Source organism: Sulfurimonas sp. (genome assembly GCF_041563035.1).
In the GTDB taxonomy this organism is placed as follows: Bacteria; Campylobacterota; Campylobacteria; order Campylobacterales; family Sulfurimonadaceae; genus Sulfurimonas.
In genome coordinates, this window is the sequence record NZ_JBFFNS010000038.1 from 1 (window position 1) to 14,396 (window position 14,396).

General features: G+C 36.2%; 10 protein-coding genes, 5 tRNA genes and 1 pseudogene. All 16 read right to left on the minus strand.

Going from position 1 to position 14,396, the window contains the following annotated elements:
- Positions 1-126: pseudogene (rpsL, locus tag ABZC13_RS13795) on the minus strand (30S ribosomal protein S12); the annotation flags it as partial.
- Between the two features lie 191 nt (positions 127-317).
- Entirely contained in the window at positions 318-4,835 is a 4,518-nt protein-coding gene (gene rpoC / locus ABZC13_RS13800) for a DNA-directed RNA polymerase subunit beta' (RefSeq protein WP_373005153.1), read from the minus strand.
- Positions 4,828-8,973, minus strand: a complete 4,146-nt coding sequence (gene rpoB, locus ABZC13_RS13805; RefSeq protein ID WP_373005156.1) for a DNA-directed RNA polymerase subunit beta — start codon at positions 8,971-8,973, stop codon at positions 4,828-4,830. The genes rpoC and rpoB overlap by 8 nt, the downstream gene beginning before the upstream one ends.
- Before the next feature lie 189 nt (positions 8,974-9,162).
- Positions 9,163-9,534 (minus strand): 50S ribosomal protein L7/L12, encoded by a 372-nt coding sequence (gene rplL, locus ABZC13_RS13810; protein ID WP_373005159.1) that lies wholly within the window; start codon positions 9,532-9,534, stop codon positions 9,163-9,165.
- Between the two features lie 42 nt (positions 9,535-9,576).
- Positions 9,577-10,062 carry a 50S ribosomal protein L10 gene (rplJ, locus tag ABZC13_RS13815; RefSeq protein ID WP_373005162.1) on the minus strand — a complete coding sequence of 162 codons (486 nt, stop codon included), beginning with the start codon at positions 10,060-10,062 and terminating at the stop codon, positions 9,577-9,579.
- A gap of 158 nt (positions 10,063-10,220) precedes the next feature.
- Positions 10,221-10,913, minus strand: a complete 693-nt coding sequence (gene rplA / locus ABZC13_RS13820) for a 50S ribosomal protein L1 (RefSeq protein ID WP_373005165.1) — start codon at positions 10,911-10,913, stop codon at positions 10,221-10,223.
- A 66-nt stretch (positions 10,914-10,979) separates the two neighbouring features.
- The gene (gene rplK / locus ABZC13_RS13825; RefSeq protein WP_373005167.1) at positions 10,980-11,405 is read right to left on the minus strand and encodes a 50S ribosomal protein L11; all 426 of its coding nucleotides are present in this window, start codon (positions 11,403-11,405) and stop codon (positions 10,980-10,982) included.
- 19 nt (positions 11,406-11,424) lie between these two features.
- Positions 11,425-11,952, minus strand: a complete 528-nt coding sequence (gene nusG / locus ABZC13_RS13830) for a transcription termination/antitermination protein NusG (protein ID WP_373005170.1) — start codon at positions 11,950-11,952, stop codon at positions 11,425-11,427.
- Positions 11,953-11,961: 9 nt separating this feature from the next.
- On the minus strand, positions 11,962-12,141 hold the full coding sequence (secE, locus tag ABZC13_RS13835) for a preprotein translocase subunit SecE (protein WP_321267609.1): 180 nt from the start codon (positions 12,139-12,141) through the stop codon (positions 11,962-11,964).
- A gap of 65 nt (positions 12,142-12,206) precedes the next feature.
- Positions 12,207-12,282, minus strand: a tRNA-Trp gene (locus tag ABZC13_RS13840).
- 54 nt (positions 12,283-12,336) lie between these two features.
- Positions 12,337-12,489, minus strand: a complete 153-nt coding sequence (gene rpmG / locus ABZC13_RS13845; protein WP_294963186.1) for a 50S ribosomal protein L33 — start codon at positions 12,487-12,489, stop codon at positions 12,337-12,339.
- Positions 12,490-12,535: 46 nt separating this feature from the next.
- Positions 12,536-13,735, minus strand: coding sequence for an elongation factor Tu (gene tuf / locus ABZC13_RS13850; RefSeq protein WP_373005174.1), 1,200 nt, complete (start codon positions 13,733-13,735; stop codon positions 12,536-12,538).
- Positions 13,736-13,825: 90 nt separating this feature from the next.
- Positions 13,826-13,900: transfer RNA gene (locus ABZC13_RS13855), tRNA-Thr, on the minus strand.
- Positions 13,901-14,070: 170 nt separating this feature from the next.
- Positions 14,071-14,147 (minus strand) — tRNA-Gly (locus tag ABZC13_RS13860).
- A 13-nt stretch (positions 14,148-14,160) separates the two neighbouring features.
- Positions 14,161-14,245: transfer RNA gene (locus ABZC13_RS13865), tRNA-Tyr, on the minus strand.
- 45 nt (positions 14,246-14,290) lie between these two features.
- Positions 14,291-14,367 (minus strand) — tRNA-Thr (locus tag ABZC13_RS13870).
- Positions 14,368-14,396: the final 29 nt, after the last annotated feature.

Below are 14,396 nucleotides of genomic sequence, written 5' to 3' on the forward strand. Positions count from 1 at the left end.
TGGTGTAGTTGTGTAAACACGAGTACAAACACCACGACGCTGTGGACACGATACAAGAGCTGGTGATTTTGATTTTTTAATCACTTTTTTACGCTCTTTACGAATCAATTGATTGATTGTAGGCATACAATTCCTTTACTTTATTTTTCCAGTAGAATTTAACTCACTATTTTTAGGGAGTTATAGACGCGTAATAATACAGAAAATGTAATTAAAGTTAGCTTATTTTAAGTGTGGATTAATAATTGTGGTTTGAAATGAGAATTAAAAGCTCCTACGCAAGAGCGTAGGAGCAAAAGAAGTAGATAAGATTTTATTTATTTATCTGTGTCGTGAAAAATAACTTCTTGATCTTTATATATACCTGTTCCAACTGGAATAGTACGACCAATAATAACATTTTCTTTAAGGTCGTTAAGATCATCGATCTTAGCTGAAACTGCTGCCTCTGTAAGAACTTTAGTTGTATCTTGGAAAGATGCTGCTGAGATAATACTATCTGCAGCAACAGCAGCTCTTGTAATACCAACTAGGAATGGTTCAGCAATTGCTGGACGACCACCAAGATTAATTATCTTGTTATTCTCAGCTTTGAACTTAGCCTTAGATATTAGATCACCTTCGATAAACTTAGTATCACCAGATTTTACAATTCTGATCTGTCTAAGCATCTGAGTGAAGATAACTTCAATATGTTTATCTGCAATATTTACCCCTTGAGAACGATAAACTTGCTGAACTTCACTTACTAGGTAGTTATAAAGTGCTTTAACACCCATAATACGAAGTAATTCATGTGAAGAAATAATACCAGTAGTAAGTCTTTCTCCAGCGTGAACAAAGTCACCTGCCGCAACAACTGCAACATGAGATTTATCTACAAAGTATTCTTTAACTATTCCATTTTCAGATGCTATAACAATACGTACTTTACCACGTAGTGGTTTACCAAAGCTTACTGTACCGTCAATCTCAGAGATTAGTGCAGTTGCTTTTGGACGACGACCTTCAAATAGTTCAGATACACGAGGAAGACCCCCGGTAATATCGCTTGATTTTTGAAGTGCTTTTGGTGTTTTAGCAATTATATCTGCTACTTTAACTGTTGCCCCATCATCAACAAATAGAGATGATTTAGGACTAATTGCATATCTTAGTAACTCACCATCTTCAGTAGCAAGTACAATTGTTGGTTTGTACTCTGCAGAGATGTGATCATTAATCATTAGACGTGTTTTACCAGTTAGCTCATCAAGTTGCTCAGTTGCTGTAGTACCTACGATTATATCCTCATATTTTACTACACCATTAGCTTCTGTAATTACCGGATTAGAATATGGATCCCATTCAGCGATAACTGTTGACTCATCACTTGTAGGCTTAGCAATTAATGTAGAAGCGTCTACAATTGCATCATCTTCTGTTACAATAACAGAACCACGAGCTATATAGTGTCTGATTGCTTCACGGTGATTTGAATCAACTACAGTAGCGAATAGACCCTTTTCTACAACTTCATATCCAGCTTTTAGACCTTCAAATCTCTCTAAATAGTCACCTTTTAGTAGGAAATACTTAACAGTACCCTCTTCTTTAGCTAATATTTTCTGAGTTACAGGTGCACCATCGTTAACTAAGATTTCTGAAGCGTATGGAATACGACTCGGTACATTCCAACCATCTTTAATAGTCTCAACAATAGATTCATCTTCAACTACTTCTGTTCCACTTTCATATGGGAAGTAGTATTTACCTTCAATTTGACCAGCTACACCAGCCAATTCATTCGGTTTAGCAATCTCATTTTTACGAAGAGCATAACGAACTGTTTCACTAGCAGAAGATATACTGATAATAACTTCATCATGAATTGTTTGAATCTCAACTTTACCAGCGAATGGAGCTTTAATTTTAGGTTCAACTAAAAGTACTGCAGCATTTCTTCTGTTTGCAACTATATTTTTACCCTCTTTTGAAGCGTAAGTTTTAAGGTTGTAGTAACGGATAAAACCTTCTTTTTCAGCTATAACTTGACGTTCTTGCGCAGTTGAACTTGCAGTTCCACCAACGTGGAATGTACGTAGTGTAAGCTGTGTACCAGGCTCACCAATTGACTGAGCGGCAATAATACCAACTGCCTCACCAGTACGAACAATGTGACCTGTTGCAAGGTTAACACCATAACATAAAGCACAGATTCCATTTTCACTTTTACAAGTTGTAGGAGTTCTAATATGTGCAGTTTTGATTCCAGCTTCAGAGATAACTTTAGCACTTACTTCATCAAGAAGTGTTCCTTCAGCAAATAAAATCTCGTTAGAGATAGGATCAATAACATCATCAGCTAAAACTCTGCCGTTAAGTCTGTCTTCTAAAGACTCAATTAGAGTATTTTGATCAGAAATATCTGAAATCTCAATACCTTCGTGAGTATGACAATCATGTTCAACTATCTTAACATTTTGTGCAACATCAACTAGCTTACGAGTAAGATAACCCGCATTCGCAGTTTTAAGTGCTGTATCGGCAAGACCTTTTCTAGCACCGTGAGTTGAAATGAAGTACTCAATTACATTAAGACCCTCTTTAAAGTTTGAAACAATCGGTGTTTCAATAATCTCACCACTAGGTTTAGCCATAAGACCACGCATACCGGCTAACTGACGAATCTGTGCAGCAGAACCACGAGCACCGGAATCAGCCATCATATGTATAGAGTTAAAACCATCTTTGTCAGTTTGAACTAAGTCCATCATCTGAGATGCAAGAGTATTATTAGTATCAGTCCAAACATCAATGATTTTATTATATCTTTCTTGTTCAGTTAAAAGACCTGCTTCAAACTGCTTTTGAATCTCAATAACTCTATTTTTAGAGTCAATAATTTTAGCCGGCTTTGTCTCTGGGATGATAATATCATCAATAGAAATTGATACACCAGCTTCTGTTGCATGTTTAAAACCCAGATCTTTCAAGTTATCTAAGAATGTAGCTGTAATACCAATACCACCATGTTTTTGAACATAATCAACAACTTCATTGATATACTTCTTCTTCATAATTCTATTCCAAAGCTCAGCAGGAACAAAATCAGGAAGAACAGCTTTTAAAAGCATACGACCTGCAGTAGTATGAATTATTCTACCGTCGATTCTAGTTCTTACTTTTGCATGTAGATCAAGAGCTTCATGCTCAATTGCAATTCTTACTTCATCAACGTTTGCAAAAAGTTTATTTGAACCTTTTACACCATTTTTCTCTAAAGTGATGTAATACAGTCCAAGAACCATATCCTGTGATGGTGTAGCAATCGCTTTACCAGATGCAGGAAGCATAATATTCATAGAAGCAAGCATAAGTACTTTACACTCTGCAATTGCAGCAGAAGATAAAGGTACGTGTACAGCCATCTGGTCACCATCGAAATCGGCATTGAATGCAGCACAAACTAATGGGTGAAGCTGAATAGCTTTACCATCAATAAGTTTCGGGTGGAATGCTTGAATTGAAAGCTTGTGAAGCGTCGGTGCACGGTTAAGCATAACCGGGTAACCATCAACTATTTCAGCTAAACATTCCCAAACTTCGTTTGTTTTGTCTTCAATCATCTTCTTAGCAGCTTTAACTGTTGTAGCATAACCTTTATCTTCAAGTTTAGCAATAAGATGCGGCTTGAACAGCTCTAAAGCCATTTTCTTAGGTAATCCACACTGATCCATACGTAAAGTAGGTCCAACAACAATTACAGAACGACCAGAGAAGTCAACACGCTTACCAAGTAAGTTTTGACGGAAACGCCCTTGCTTACCTTTAATGATTTCACTTAATGATTTAAGTGGACGTTTGTTAGCACCTTTTACAGCATTAGCACGACGACCATTATCAAATAATGCATCTACAGATTCCTGTAGCATACGTTTTTCATTACGAACAATAATCTCAGGAGCTTCTAGTTCAACAAGACGCTTAAGTCTTTGATTACGGTTAATAACACGACGGTAGAGGTCATTTACATCAGAAACTGCAAATTTACCACCATCTAGAGAAACAAGAGGTCTTAAATCTGGTGGAAGAACAGGAAGTACTGTTAACATCATCCAAGCAGGATTATTTCCAGAGTTTAAGAAAGACTCGATAACTTTAAGTCTTTTTGCAATTGTTTTTCTTTTAGCTTCAGATTTTGTAAGCTCAATATCTTCTTTAAGTTGAGTAAATAAATCAACTAAATCGATTGAGTCTAGTAAATCACGAACAACTTCACCACCCATACGAGCTTTAAAGCCTAACTCACCAAATCTCTGAACTAATGTACGGTACTGCTCTTCATTTAAAACATCATATTTTAAAACAGGTGTTTTTGCTTCAGCATCATAATATGCTTCTCCACCAGACTCAACGATATATGCTTCGTAATAAAGTACACGCTCTAAATCTTTCATTTTGATACCAAGTAGAGTACCAATTCTTGAAGGTAATGAACTTACATACCAAATGTGTGCAACAGGAGTTACAAGTTCGATGTGACCCATACGGTTACGACGAACTTTAGTGCTTGTTACTTCAACACCACACTTCTCACATACTACACCTTTATAACGCATCTTTTTGTATTTACCACAAAGACACTCATAGTCTCTTACAGGTCCAAAAATTTTCGCACAGAAAAGTCCATCACGCTCTGGCTTAAGAGTACGATAATTAATAGTCTCAGGTTTTTTAACTTCACCATGACTCCAAGACATTACCTTCTCAGGAGCAGCTAAACGGAATTGCAGCTGCTTTATGTCTTTTGGTCTGTTATCTTCTGTTACTTCAATAGGTACTAATTTACTCATCGTCTTCAACCTCGTCAAAAATCTCTACATCAAGAGCCAATGCTTGAAGCTCTTTTGTTAATACAAATAGTGTTTCTGGAATACCAGATGCTGGTATCAACTCACCTTTAGTAATTGCTTTATAAGCACGTACACGACCATCAACATCATCTGATTTAATAGTCAGCATCTCTTTTAGAACTGCAGAAGCACCGTAAGCTTCTAAAGCCCATACTTCCATCTCACCAAATCTCTGTCCACCAAATAGTGCTTTACCACCAACCGGCTGTTGAGTAACTAAAGAGTATGGTCCAGTTGAACGAGCATGGATTTTCTCATCAACTAAGTGATGTAGTTTAAGAATATACATATAACCTACATTAACACGCTCTTTTATCTTTTCACCTGTCATACCGTTATAAAGTACAACTTTACCATCAGTATCCATTTTTGCCAATTCAAATAGTTTAGCAAATTCTACAGCATTTACACCTTCGAAAATTGGTGTAGCGAATCTAACACCTTTTGACCAGTCACGAGCATAGTGCAAGAATTTTTCATCACTCATCTCACCGATTACTTTAGCTGCATTCATAAGTCCTGCAACGTCAGAGATAGCAATCATTTTAGCACGTAAGTTATCGATAAAATCTTTTTGTTTAGTCTCAAACTGCTCTAAAATCTGGTTACCAAGTTCACGACCTGCCATACCAAGATGCATCTCTAAAATTTGTCCAATATTCATACGAGATGGAACACCCAGAGGATTCAGACATACATCAACACTTCTTCCATCTTCCATATATGGCATATCAACTTCTGGAACGATTATAGAAACAATACCTTTATTTCCGTGACGACCAGCCATTTTATCACCAACTTTAAGTTGACGTTTAGTAGCAATATATACTTTTACATACTTGACAACCCCATTAGCTAGTATGTCATCTTTTTCTAAAATAGTTAGTTTCTCTTCATGCTCATCACGGAAAAGTCTTTTCTCTTTTTGGAAGTAGTTTTTAGTTTTATTGTATTCATCTTGAATATTTTCACTAAATGATTTAACAATAGCATTCATTGCAAAACGGTTTACTTCTACTAAATCTGCACCATTGATGATATCTCCGGATTTATACTCAGTCTCACCAATTTTAATATCATTAACTAAAGCTTCTTTAGTTAAAAGTTTAGTAATTCTTAACATCTCTTCTTTATCTATCATAAGAAGACGATCATAGTGCTCACGCTCTAAATAATCTCTCTCTTCTTTTTCAAGTTCAAGTGCACGAGGGTCTTTATCATAACCTTTTTTAGTAAAAATCTTAACATCAACTACAACACCTTCCATACTTGGAGGACAGTAAAGAGATTTATTTATAACGTGACCAGCTTTTTCACCAAAAATAGCACGAAGCAGACGCTCTTCAGGAGTTGGTTTAACTTCACCTTTTGGAGAAACTTTACCTACCAAGATCATACCACCGCTTACTTGAGTACCGATTTTAACAATTCCAGACTCATCTAAGTGAACTAACTCGTCATCTCTAACATTTGGAATATCACGAGTAATCTCTTCAACACCATGCTTAAGCTCTCTTGCTTCAAGTTCTTTCTCATAAATATGAACTGAAGTGAATGCATCTTTACGGATTAATCTCTCAGAGATTACGATAGCATCCTCAAAGTTATAACCATTCCAAGGCATGAAAGCAACCATTGCGTTAACACCAAGTGCCAACTCACCTTGATCCATATTTGGACCATCAGCAATAACTTGACCTTTTCTTACTTTTTGTCCAACATTCACTATTGGCTTTTGAGCAAAAGAAGTATTTTGATTTGTACGAAGGTTTTTCTGTAATGGATAGTAATCTATATAGATCTCTCCATCATCATCACCCATTACATAGATATGTTTACCATCTACTTTCTCAACAACACCAGCTCTCTTAGCTTTTACACACTCCCAAGAATCACGAGCAACAAGTTTCTCAACACCTGTTCCTACCATTGGAGCAAGTGGTCTAAGTAGAGGTACAGCTTGACGTTGCATGTTTGAACCCATTAGAGCACGGTTGGCATCATCATGTTCTAAGAAAGGAATAAGTGAAGCTGCAACACCAACAACCATATGAGATGAAAGGTCAGCATATTCACATTCAACAGGTGGACGAAGTAAGATCTCACCGTCTATTCTTGTTGTAATAAGAGTATCAATAAATTGTCCGTTATCATCAAGTTTATTTGATGCAGCAGCAATTTTAACACCCTCTTCTTGAGTCGCAGTAAGATACACAACTTCATCAAGAACTTGTCCATCTTTCATTACTTTATATGGAGCTTCAATAAAACCATGCTCATTTACTTTTGAATAAGTAGCAAGAGTATTGATAAGTCCAATATTTTGACCCTCTGGAGTCTCAATTGGACAGATTCTACCATAGTGAGTCGGGTGCACGTCACGCACTTCAAAACCAGCACGCTCTTTAACAAGACCACCTTCACCTAGTGCAGAAAGACGACGTTTGTGTGTAACTTCTGATAGTGGATTCGTTTGATCCATAAACTGAGAAAGTTGTCCACCTGAGAAAAACTCCATTATTGTAGAAGTAATCATTTTTGAGTTGATTAAATCATGAGGCATTAATTCTGCCATTGGACCACTCATAGTAGATAACTTATCTCTAATCGCTTTTTGCATTTTGATAAGACCATTATGTAGCTCATTACCTAAAAGCTCACCGATTGAACGGATACGACGGTTACCTAAGTGATCTCTATCATCAATATGACCTTGACCATTTTTAACTTTAATAACGTATTTAACAGAGTTAATTACATCTTCATGTGTTAAAACAGTTACATATTCAGGAATATTAAGTCCTAGTTTATGATTCATTTTCATACGACCGACTTTAGTAAGATCATATCTCTCTGGATCAAAGAAAAGTTGATTAACAAAAATTTTCGCAGCTTCTTTAGTTACTGGCTCACCTGGTCTCATAACTTTGTAGATACGAATAGCAGCTAAGTCATTTTCATCTTCGATCTCTTCAGTTTGTTTAAGTAGTTTTAGTGAATCAGCATCTGCATTAAATGCGTTAATAATTGATCCATCAACACCTTCAGCTAAATCATTTGCTATTTTAAATTTACTAACACCGATCTCAGCCATCTTCTTAAGTTTTGTCTCATCAATGTGAGTCATAGTATCAAAAAGTATTTCACCAGTTTCAGGGTCAATAATTGGCTCAGCTAAATAACGATCAATAAGAGTCTCTAGTGGGTATTCTACAGATTTTAATCCATCATCAACAAACTTTTGTGCTTTTTTTACTGAAAGTCTTTTTCCAGCTAAAACAAGGACTTTACCATTTGTATCTATTAGGTCATAACTAAGTCTTGATGCAAAATCACTTGGATTGAAATCCATAGTGAATTTGTTATCTTCAAGACTGATAGTTTGAATAGGGTAGAATAGTTTTAAAATATCTTGTTTTGAGTACCCTAAAGCACGGAACATTATTGTTACAGGAACTTTACGACGTTTATTAATTCTCATATAAAGAATATCTTTAGGATCATACTCGAAGTATAACCATGATCCACGGTCTGGAATAATTTGACCTGTATATATTAGTTTGTTTCCAGCTGTAGTTGACTCTTCTTCTTTAAAAATAACACCTGGTGATCTGTGAAGTTGATTAACAACAACACGCTCAACACCATTAATAATAAATGAAGTTCTCTCTGTCATAAGTGGAATGTCGCGAACAAAAATACTTTGTTCTTTTATATCTTTTACACCAAGTTTCTCTTTAGTGTTCTCATCTCTGTCCCAAAGTACAAGACGTGTTTTCATTCTTAGGCTAACAGCATAAGTAAGACCACGTTCCATACATTCTCTAACGGTATATTTTGGGTTTGCTACTTCACTACCAATATACTCAACAGTAAGTCTGTTTTGAGTATCATGAATAGGAAAAACTGATTGAAATACTTGTTCAATACCACTAGCAGCTCTGTCTTTAGCATCTAGCATCAAAAAGTTGTCATATGAACTTTGTTGAAGTTGTAGTAAGTTTGGTACTTCGATCTGTTGAGGAGTTTTAGAGAAGTCTACACGAAGACGGTTTCCGGAGTATAAAGTGTTTAACATAGGCTACCTCGATAAGTAATTAGTATCATATTCAAGCGTCCTTGAATAAATTTTGTGGGGCTCTAATAAGAGCTTTGTTTTAACAGTGCTTATAAACGACATAAGGGCACTTTTACAAAAGGACTAAATCCTTTTGTAAAAGCGCCCAAGAAAGATGAGGGCAAAGCCCTCATAATTTTAGTTAAATTATTATTTAACTTCTACTGTAGCACCAGCTTCTTCTAGAGCAGCTTTAGCTTCTTCAGCAGTTTCTTTATCTACACCCTCTTTGATAGTAGATGGTAAAGCTTCAGTTGCTTCTTTAGCCTCTTTTAAACCAAGACCAGTAAGTGCACGAACAGCTTTAATAACACCAATTTTCTTAGCACCAGCATCAGTGATAATAACATCAAACTCAGTTTTCTCTTCAGCAGCTTCGCCACCAGCAACAGCACCACCAGCAACCGCTACAGGTTGTGCAGATACACCGAATTTTTCTTCAAATTCTTTTACTAATTCAGAAAGTTCTAATACAGAAAGTCCTGAAATAAATTCTAATACGTCTTCTTTAGTTACAGCCATGTGTAATTCCTTATTTTAATTATATTTTATAAAATTAACTGCTTAAGCAGCTTCTTGTTCTTTTTTCTCTTTAAGAGCGTTAAGACCAAATCCAATACATGTAAGTGGAGCCATCCAAGTTGCTGCAAGCATACCAAGTAACTCTTCACGTCCTGGAAGTTTAGCGAATGCTTCAACTTTAGCAGCATCTGATGCTTCACGATCTACATATGCAGATTTGATAACGAATTTATCATTACCTTTAGCGAATTCAGCAACAACTTTAGAAGTTGCAACAGAGTCTTCACCCCAAACTAAAATGTTTGTATCTTTTAATTCAACACCAGTTAAATCAGCTTTTTCTAGTGCAATTGTTGCTAAAGTATTTTTAACAACTTGAACTTTTGCTTCTTTAGCACGTGCGATTTTTCTTAAACCTTCTAAATCAGAAACGCTTAAACCCTTGTAATCACAAAAGATTACAGCTTGTGCGTTTTTAAAATCAGTAGAAAGTACTTCAATAATTTCAGCTTTTTGTGTTTTTGTCATAGAATATTCTCCTTTCCAGACAACACTTCAACAGGTATACCGCAAATGCAGTAAAATTAAGCTTTCGCTCCTATATCTCTAGTCCATAAAATGCAGTTACCAAAGTAGTAACTTTACAGTGCCTTAATAAAGGTTAAGGCACTAAAAATTACTAATAATTATTTAATATCAGCTAGTTCGAATACGTCAAGTTTTACTGCAGGACTCATAGTTAAACTAAGAGCAGCATTTTTAATATAACGACCTTTAGCAGAAGCAGGTTTTTGCTTATTGATTGCAGCAACAAAAGTAGCTAAGTTTTCAGAAATCTGTGCAGTTTCAAAACTAACTTTACCAATACCAGCATGGATGTTACCTTTTTTGTCAACTCTAAAGTTAACTTGACCACCCTTAACATTTTTAATAGCAGTTGCAACATCTGGAGTTACAGTACCAGTCTTAGGATTAGGCATAAGACCTTTTGGCCCTAGAATACGACCGATTTGACCAACAAGTCCCATACAGTCTGGTGCAGCAACAACTACATCAAAGTTGAAGATTCCCTCTTTAATTTGTGCAACTAAATCGTCAGTACCAACGATATCAGCACCAGCAGCTTTTGCTTCATCAGCTTTTACACCTTTAGCAAAAACAGCAACACGAACAGTTTTACCAGTTCCGTGTGGAAGTACGATTGCACCACGAACCATTTGGTCAGCGTGTCTTGGGTCAACATTTAAGTTAAGAGCAACTTCAACTGTTTCATCAAATTTTGCACTTTTAAGTTCTTTAACAGCGCTAGATGCGTCTGCAACACCATATGATCTTGTATTATCAATTTTTTCTAATAATTGTTTATATCTTTTACTCATTTTCAAATTCTCCTATGTAATTCTGCCACAAAATTTAAAATCATTGTGGTCGATGATTCTGATTTATTAATCTACTATTTCAATACCGATTGAACGAGCTGAACCAGCAATTGTATTAGCTGCCATTTCTTTGTCATCTGTATTTAAATCTTGAATTTTTGCTTCAACAACTTCCATTAATTGAGCACGAGTGATTTTTCCAACTTTGTTTTTAAGAGGGTTATCCGTACCTTTTTTAAGTCCAGCTGCTTTCATAAGAAGTGCAGATGCCGGTGGTTGTTTAGTAACAAAAGTAAAACTTCTGTCTGTATAAACTGTAATAACAACAGGAACTTTGAATCCCATCTTATCTTTTGTTTTTTCATTGAATGCTTTTGTGAATTCCATGATGTTAACACCACGTTGTCCTAAAGCTGGTCCTACTGGTGGTGCAGGGTTTGCTTTACCAGCTTCGATATGTAGCTTGATATAGTCCATAACTTTTTTTGCCATTTTTTTTCCTTTTTATAATTTAAATTATTTTTTCAACTTGAGTGTAAGAGATATCAACCGGAGTTGCTCTACCAAAAATTGAAACATTTAGTTTTAGAGTACCGTGCTCTAAATCATACTCATCCACAGTTGCAGTAAAGTTCGCAAATGGACCATCAATAATACGCACAGTCTCACCATTATCAAAATAAACTTTTGGTTTAGGTGCAGCACGGTTGTTTACACGATCTAATATAACACTAATATCGTGTTCACTTAGAGGTGTTGGTGTATTTGCTTCACCAATAAATCCAGATACTTTTGGTAAAGCAGTAATTAGATGCTGAACTTCAGTATTTAAGTCTATATTAGCAAAAACATACCCTGAATACAAAGAACGCTCAGTTATTTTCTTTTTACCATCTTTTACTTCTATTACATCTTCAGTTGGAACAATAACTTCTTTTATGAAGTCTTGTAGTCCCATTTCTTCTATCATATTAAGGATTGCTTCACGAACAGCTCTTTCACTTCCATATGTTTGGATTGAGTACCATTGATGTGCCATATTTTCTCCTTAACCTAAAATTGCTGACATAACAGATGACATAACTAAGTCAACTAAAGCTAAAAAAGCTGCTATTACAGTTACAACTATTAAAACAGAAATATAAGCTTGTTTAACCTGACCTTTCGTAGGAAAGATTACCTTAGTTAACTCTGATCTTGCATTTCTTATATGTGTACCTAAATTCATTAAACTTTCCTAAAAGTGCATTAATTATAAATAAAGCTTAAAGCTTCACTAATAATTAATGGAAGTGGCAGGCGTAGAGAGACTCGAACTCCCAACACCCGGATTTGGAATCCGGTGCTCTACCATTGGAGCTATACGCCTATATTTTCATAAACAGGACAGAGTCCTATTTAAAACCAAAAAGAAATGAGACTATTACAGTTTCATCTCTTTGTGAGTTGTATGTTCTCTACAGAACTTACAATATTTTCTTACCGAAAATTTTTCAGTATGAGTTTTTTTGTTTTTTGTTGTGTGATAATTACGTCTAGTACATTTCTCACAACCTAAGTGAATCGCTTCTCTCATGTTAATTAACCTTTAAAAGGATTAATGCAAAATTCGCGTAAGCGAATTATGCAAGAATCTCAGCAACAACACCAGCACCAACTGTTCTACCACCTTCACGGATAGCGAACTTAGTACCTTGTTCCATTGCAATTGGGTGAATTAACTCAGCAGTAATACTTACGTTATCACCTGGCATAACCATCTCTGTACCTTCTGGTAAAGTGATTGCACCTGTAACATCAGTAGTACGAACGTAGAACTGAGGACGGTAACCGTTAAAGAATGGAGTGTGACGACCACCCTCATCTTTACTTAGTACATAGATTTCAGCAGTAAATTTAGTGTGAGGAGTAATAGTACCTGGCTTACAAAGTACTTGACCACGCTCAACATCATCTTTACCGATACCACGAACTAGAATACCACAGTTATCACCAGCTTCACCCATGTCCATTTCTTTACGGAACATTTCAACACCAGTTACAGTAGTAGTCTGAGTATCACGGATACCTACGATTTCAACTGATTCACCAATTTTAACAGTACCACGCTCGATACGTCCAGTAACAACTGTACCACGACCAGAGATTGAGAAAACATCTTCAACAGGCATTAAGAAATCTTTTTCTGTCTCACGAGTTGGTTCAGGAATATACTCATCAACAGTTTTCATTAGTTGTTGAATTTTTTCTGACCACTCACCAAGAGTACCAGTTTTTGCTTCTTCAAGAGCTTTAAGTGCTGATCCAGCTGTGATTGGAGTATCGTCACCTGGGAAGTCATACATGTCAAGAAGTTCACGAATTTCCATCTCAACTAATTCTAATAACTCTTCATCATCAACCATATCTTCTTTGTTCATGAAAACAACTAGGTATGGAACACCAACTTGCTTAGAAAGAAGAATGTGCTCACGAGTTTGTGGCATTGGGCCATCAGCAGCAGAAACAACTAGAATAGCACCATCCATTTGAGCAGCACCAGTAATCATGTTCTTAACATAATCCGCGTGACCTGGACAGTCAACGTGTGCGTAGTGACGAGAATCAGTCTCATACTCAACGTGTGAAGTAGCGATAGTAATACCACGCTCTCTTTCTTCTGGAGCATTATCGATTGCATCGTAATCCATAAGTGCTGCACCATTAGTTACTGCTAATACTGCAGTAATAGCTGCTGTTAATGTTGTTTTACCATGATCTACGTGACCAATTGTTCCAATGTTTACATGCGGTTTATTACGCTCAAACTTTTCTTTTGCCATAGTGTCCTCCGACTTTAATTGTGAATTGAAACGGGATTGTACCCAAAAATCATTCAATTATTGCTTAAATTTAAACTATTATTTTTAAAATGGAGCTCACGAGCGGATTTGAACCGCCGGCCTCTTCCTTACCAAGGAAGTGCTCTACCCCTGAGCCACGAGAGCACAGACAATAATAGTATAAATATACACAAGCAATAATTGCATAATTTTTTATTTTGATATCAGTTTTTTTGATTAGATTTAAAGCTATATAGATATTTATATAATATTCTATATATGAAGTAATTTAAGTTGAAATTGTACTTCAGCTTCCAGAAATTAAAAGGTTTCAATGGAGCGGGTGAAGGGACTCGAACCCTCGACCCTCAGCTTGGAAGGCTGACGCTCTAGCCAACTGAGCTACGCCCGCATGTGCCATTGAATGGTGGTGGGAAGAGGAGTCGAACCTCTGAACCCATAGGGAGCAGATTTACAGTCTGCCGTCGTTGGCCACTTGACTATCCCACCATTTATAATATCTGGTCTAACACTGTTTCTAATATTCTATTTCAATGGTGCTGACACGAGGATTTGAACCCCGGGCCTGTTGATTACAAATCAACTGCTCTAGCCAACTGAGCTATGTCAGCATCGAAATTGAGCCAGAATTATAGTGCAA

What these genes read in the sequence shown, in the direction of transcription:
- rplK (WP_373005167.1), bottom strand. Translation starts at nt 11,405, where the DNA reads ATGGCAAAAAAAGTTATGGACTATATCAAGCTACATATCGAAGCTGGT.
- rpoC (WP_373005153.1), bottom strand. Translation starts at nt 4,835, where the DNA reads ATGAGTAAATTAGTACCTATTGAAGTAACAGAAGATAACAGACCAAAA.
- tuf (WP_373005174.1), bottom strand. Translation starts at nt 13,735, where the DNA reads ATGGCAAAAGAAAAGTTTGAGCGTAATAAACCGCATGTAAACATTGGA.
- rplL (WP_373005159.1), bottom strand. Translation starts at nt 9,534, where the DNA reads ATGGCTGTAACTAAAGAAGACGTATTAGAATTTATTTCAGGACTTTCT.
- rpoB (WP_373005156.1), bottom strand. Translation starts at nt 8,973, where the DNA reads ATGTTAAACACTTTATACTCCGGAAACCGTCTTCGTGTAGACTTCTCT.
- secE (WP_321267609.1), bottom strand. Translation starts at nt 12,141, where the DNA reads ATGAATTTAGGTACACATATAAGAAATGCAAGATCAGAGTTAACTAAG.
- rplA (WP_373005165.1), bottom strand. Translation starts at nt 10,913, where the DNA reads ATGAGTAAAAGATATAAACAATTATTAGAAAAAATTGATAATACAAGA.
- rplJ (WP_373005162.1), bottom strand. Translation starts at nt 10,062, where the DNA reads ATGACAAAAACACAAAAAGCTGAAATTATTGAAGTACTTTCTACTGAT.
- nusG (WP_373005170.1), bottom strand. Translation starts at nt 11,952, where the DNA reads ATGGCACATCAATGGTACTCAATCCAAACATATGGAAGTGAAAGAGCT.
- rpmG (WP_294963186.1), bottom strand. Translation starts at nt 12,489, where the DNA reads ATGAGAGAAGCGATTCACTTAGGTTGTGAGAAATGTACTAGACGTAAT.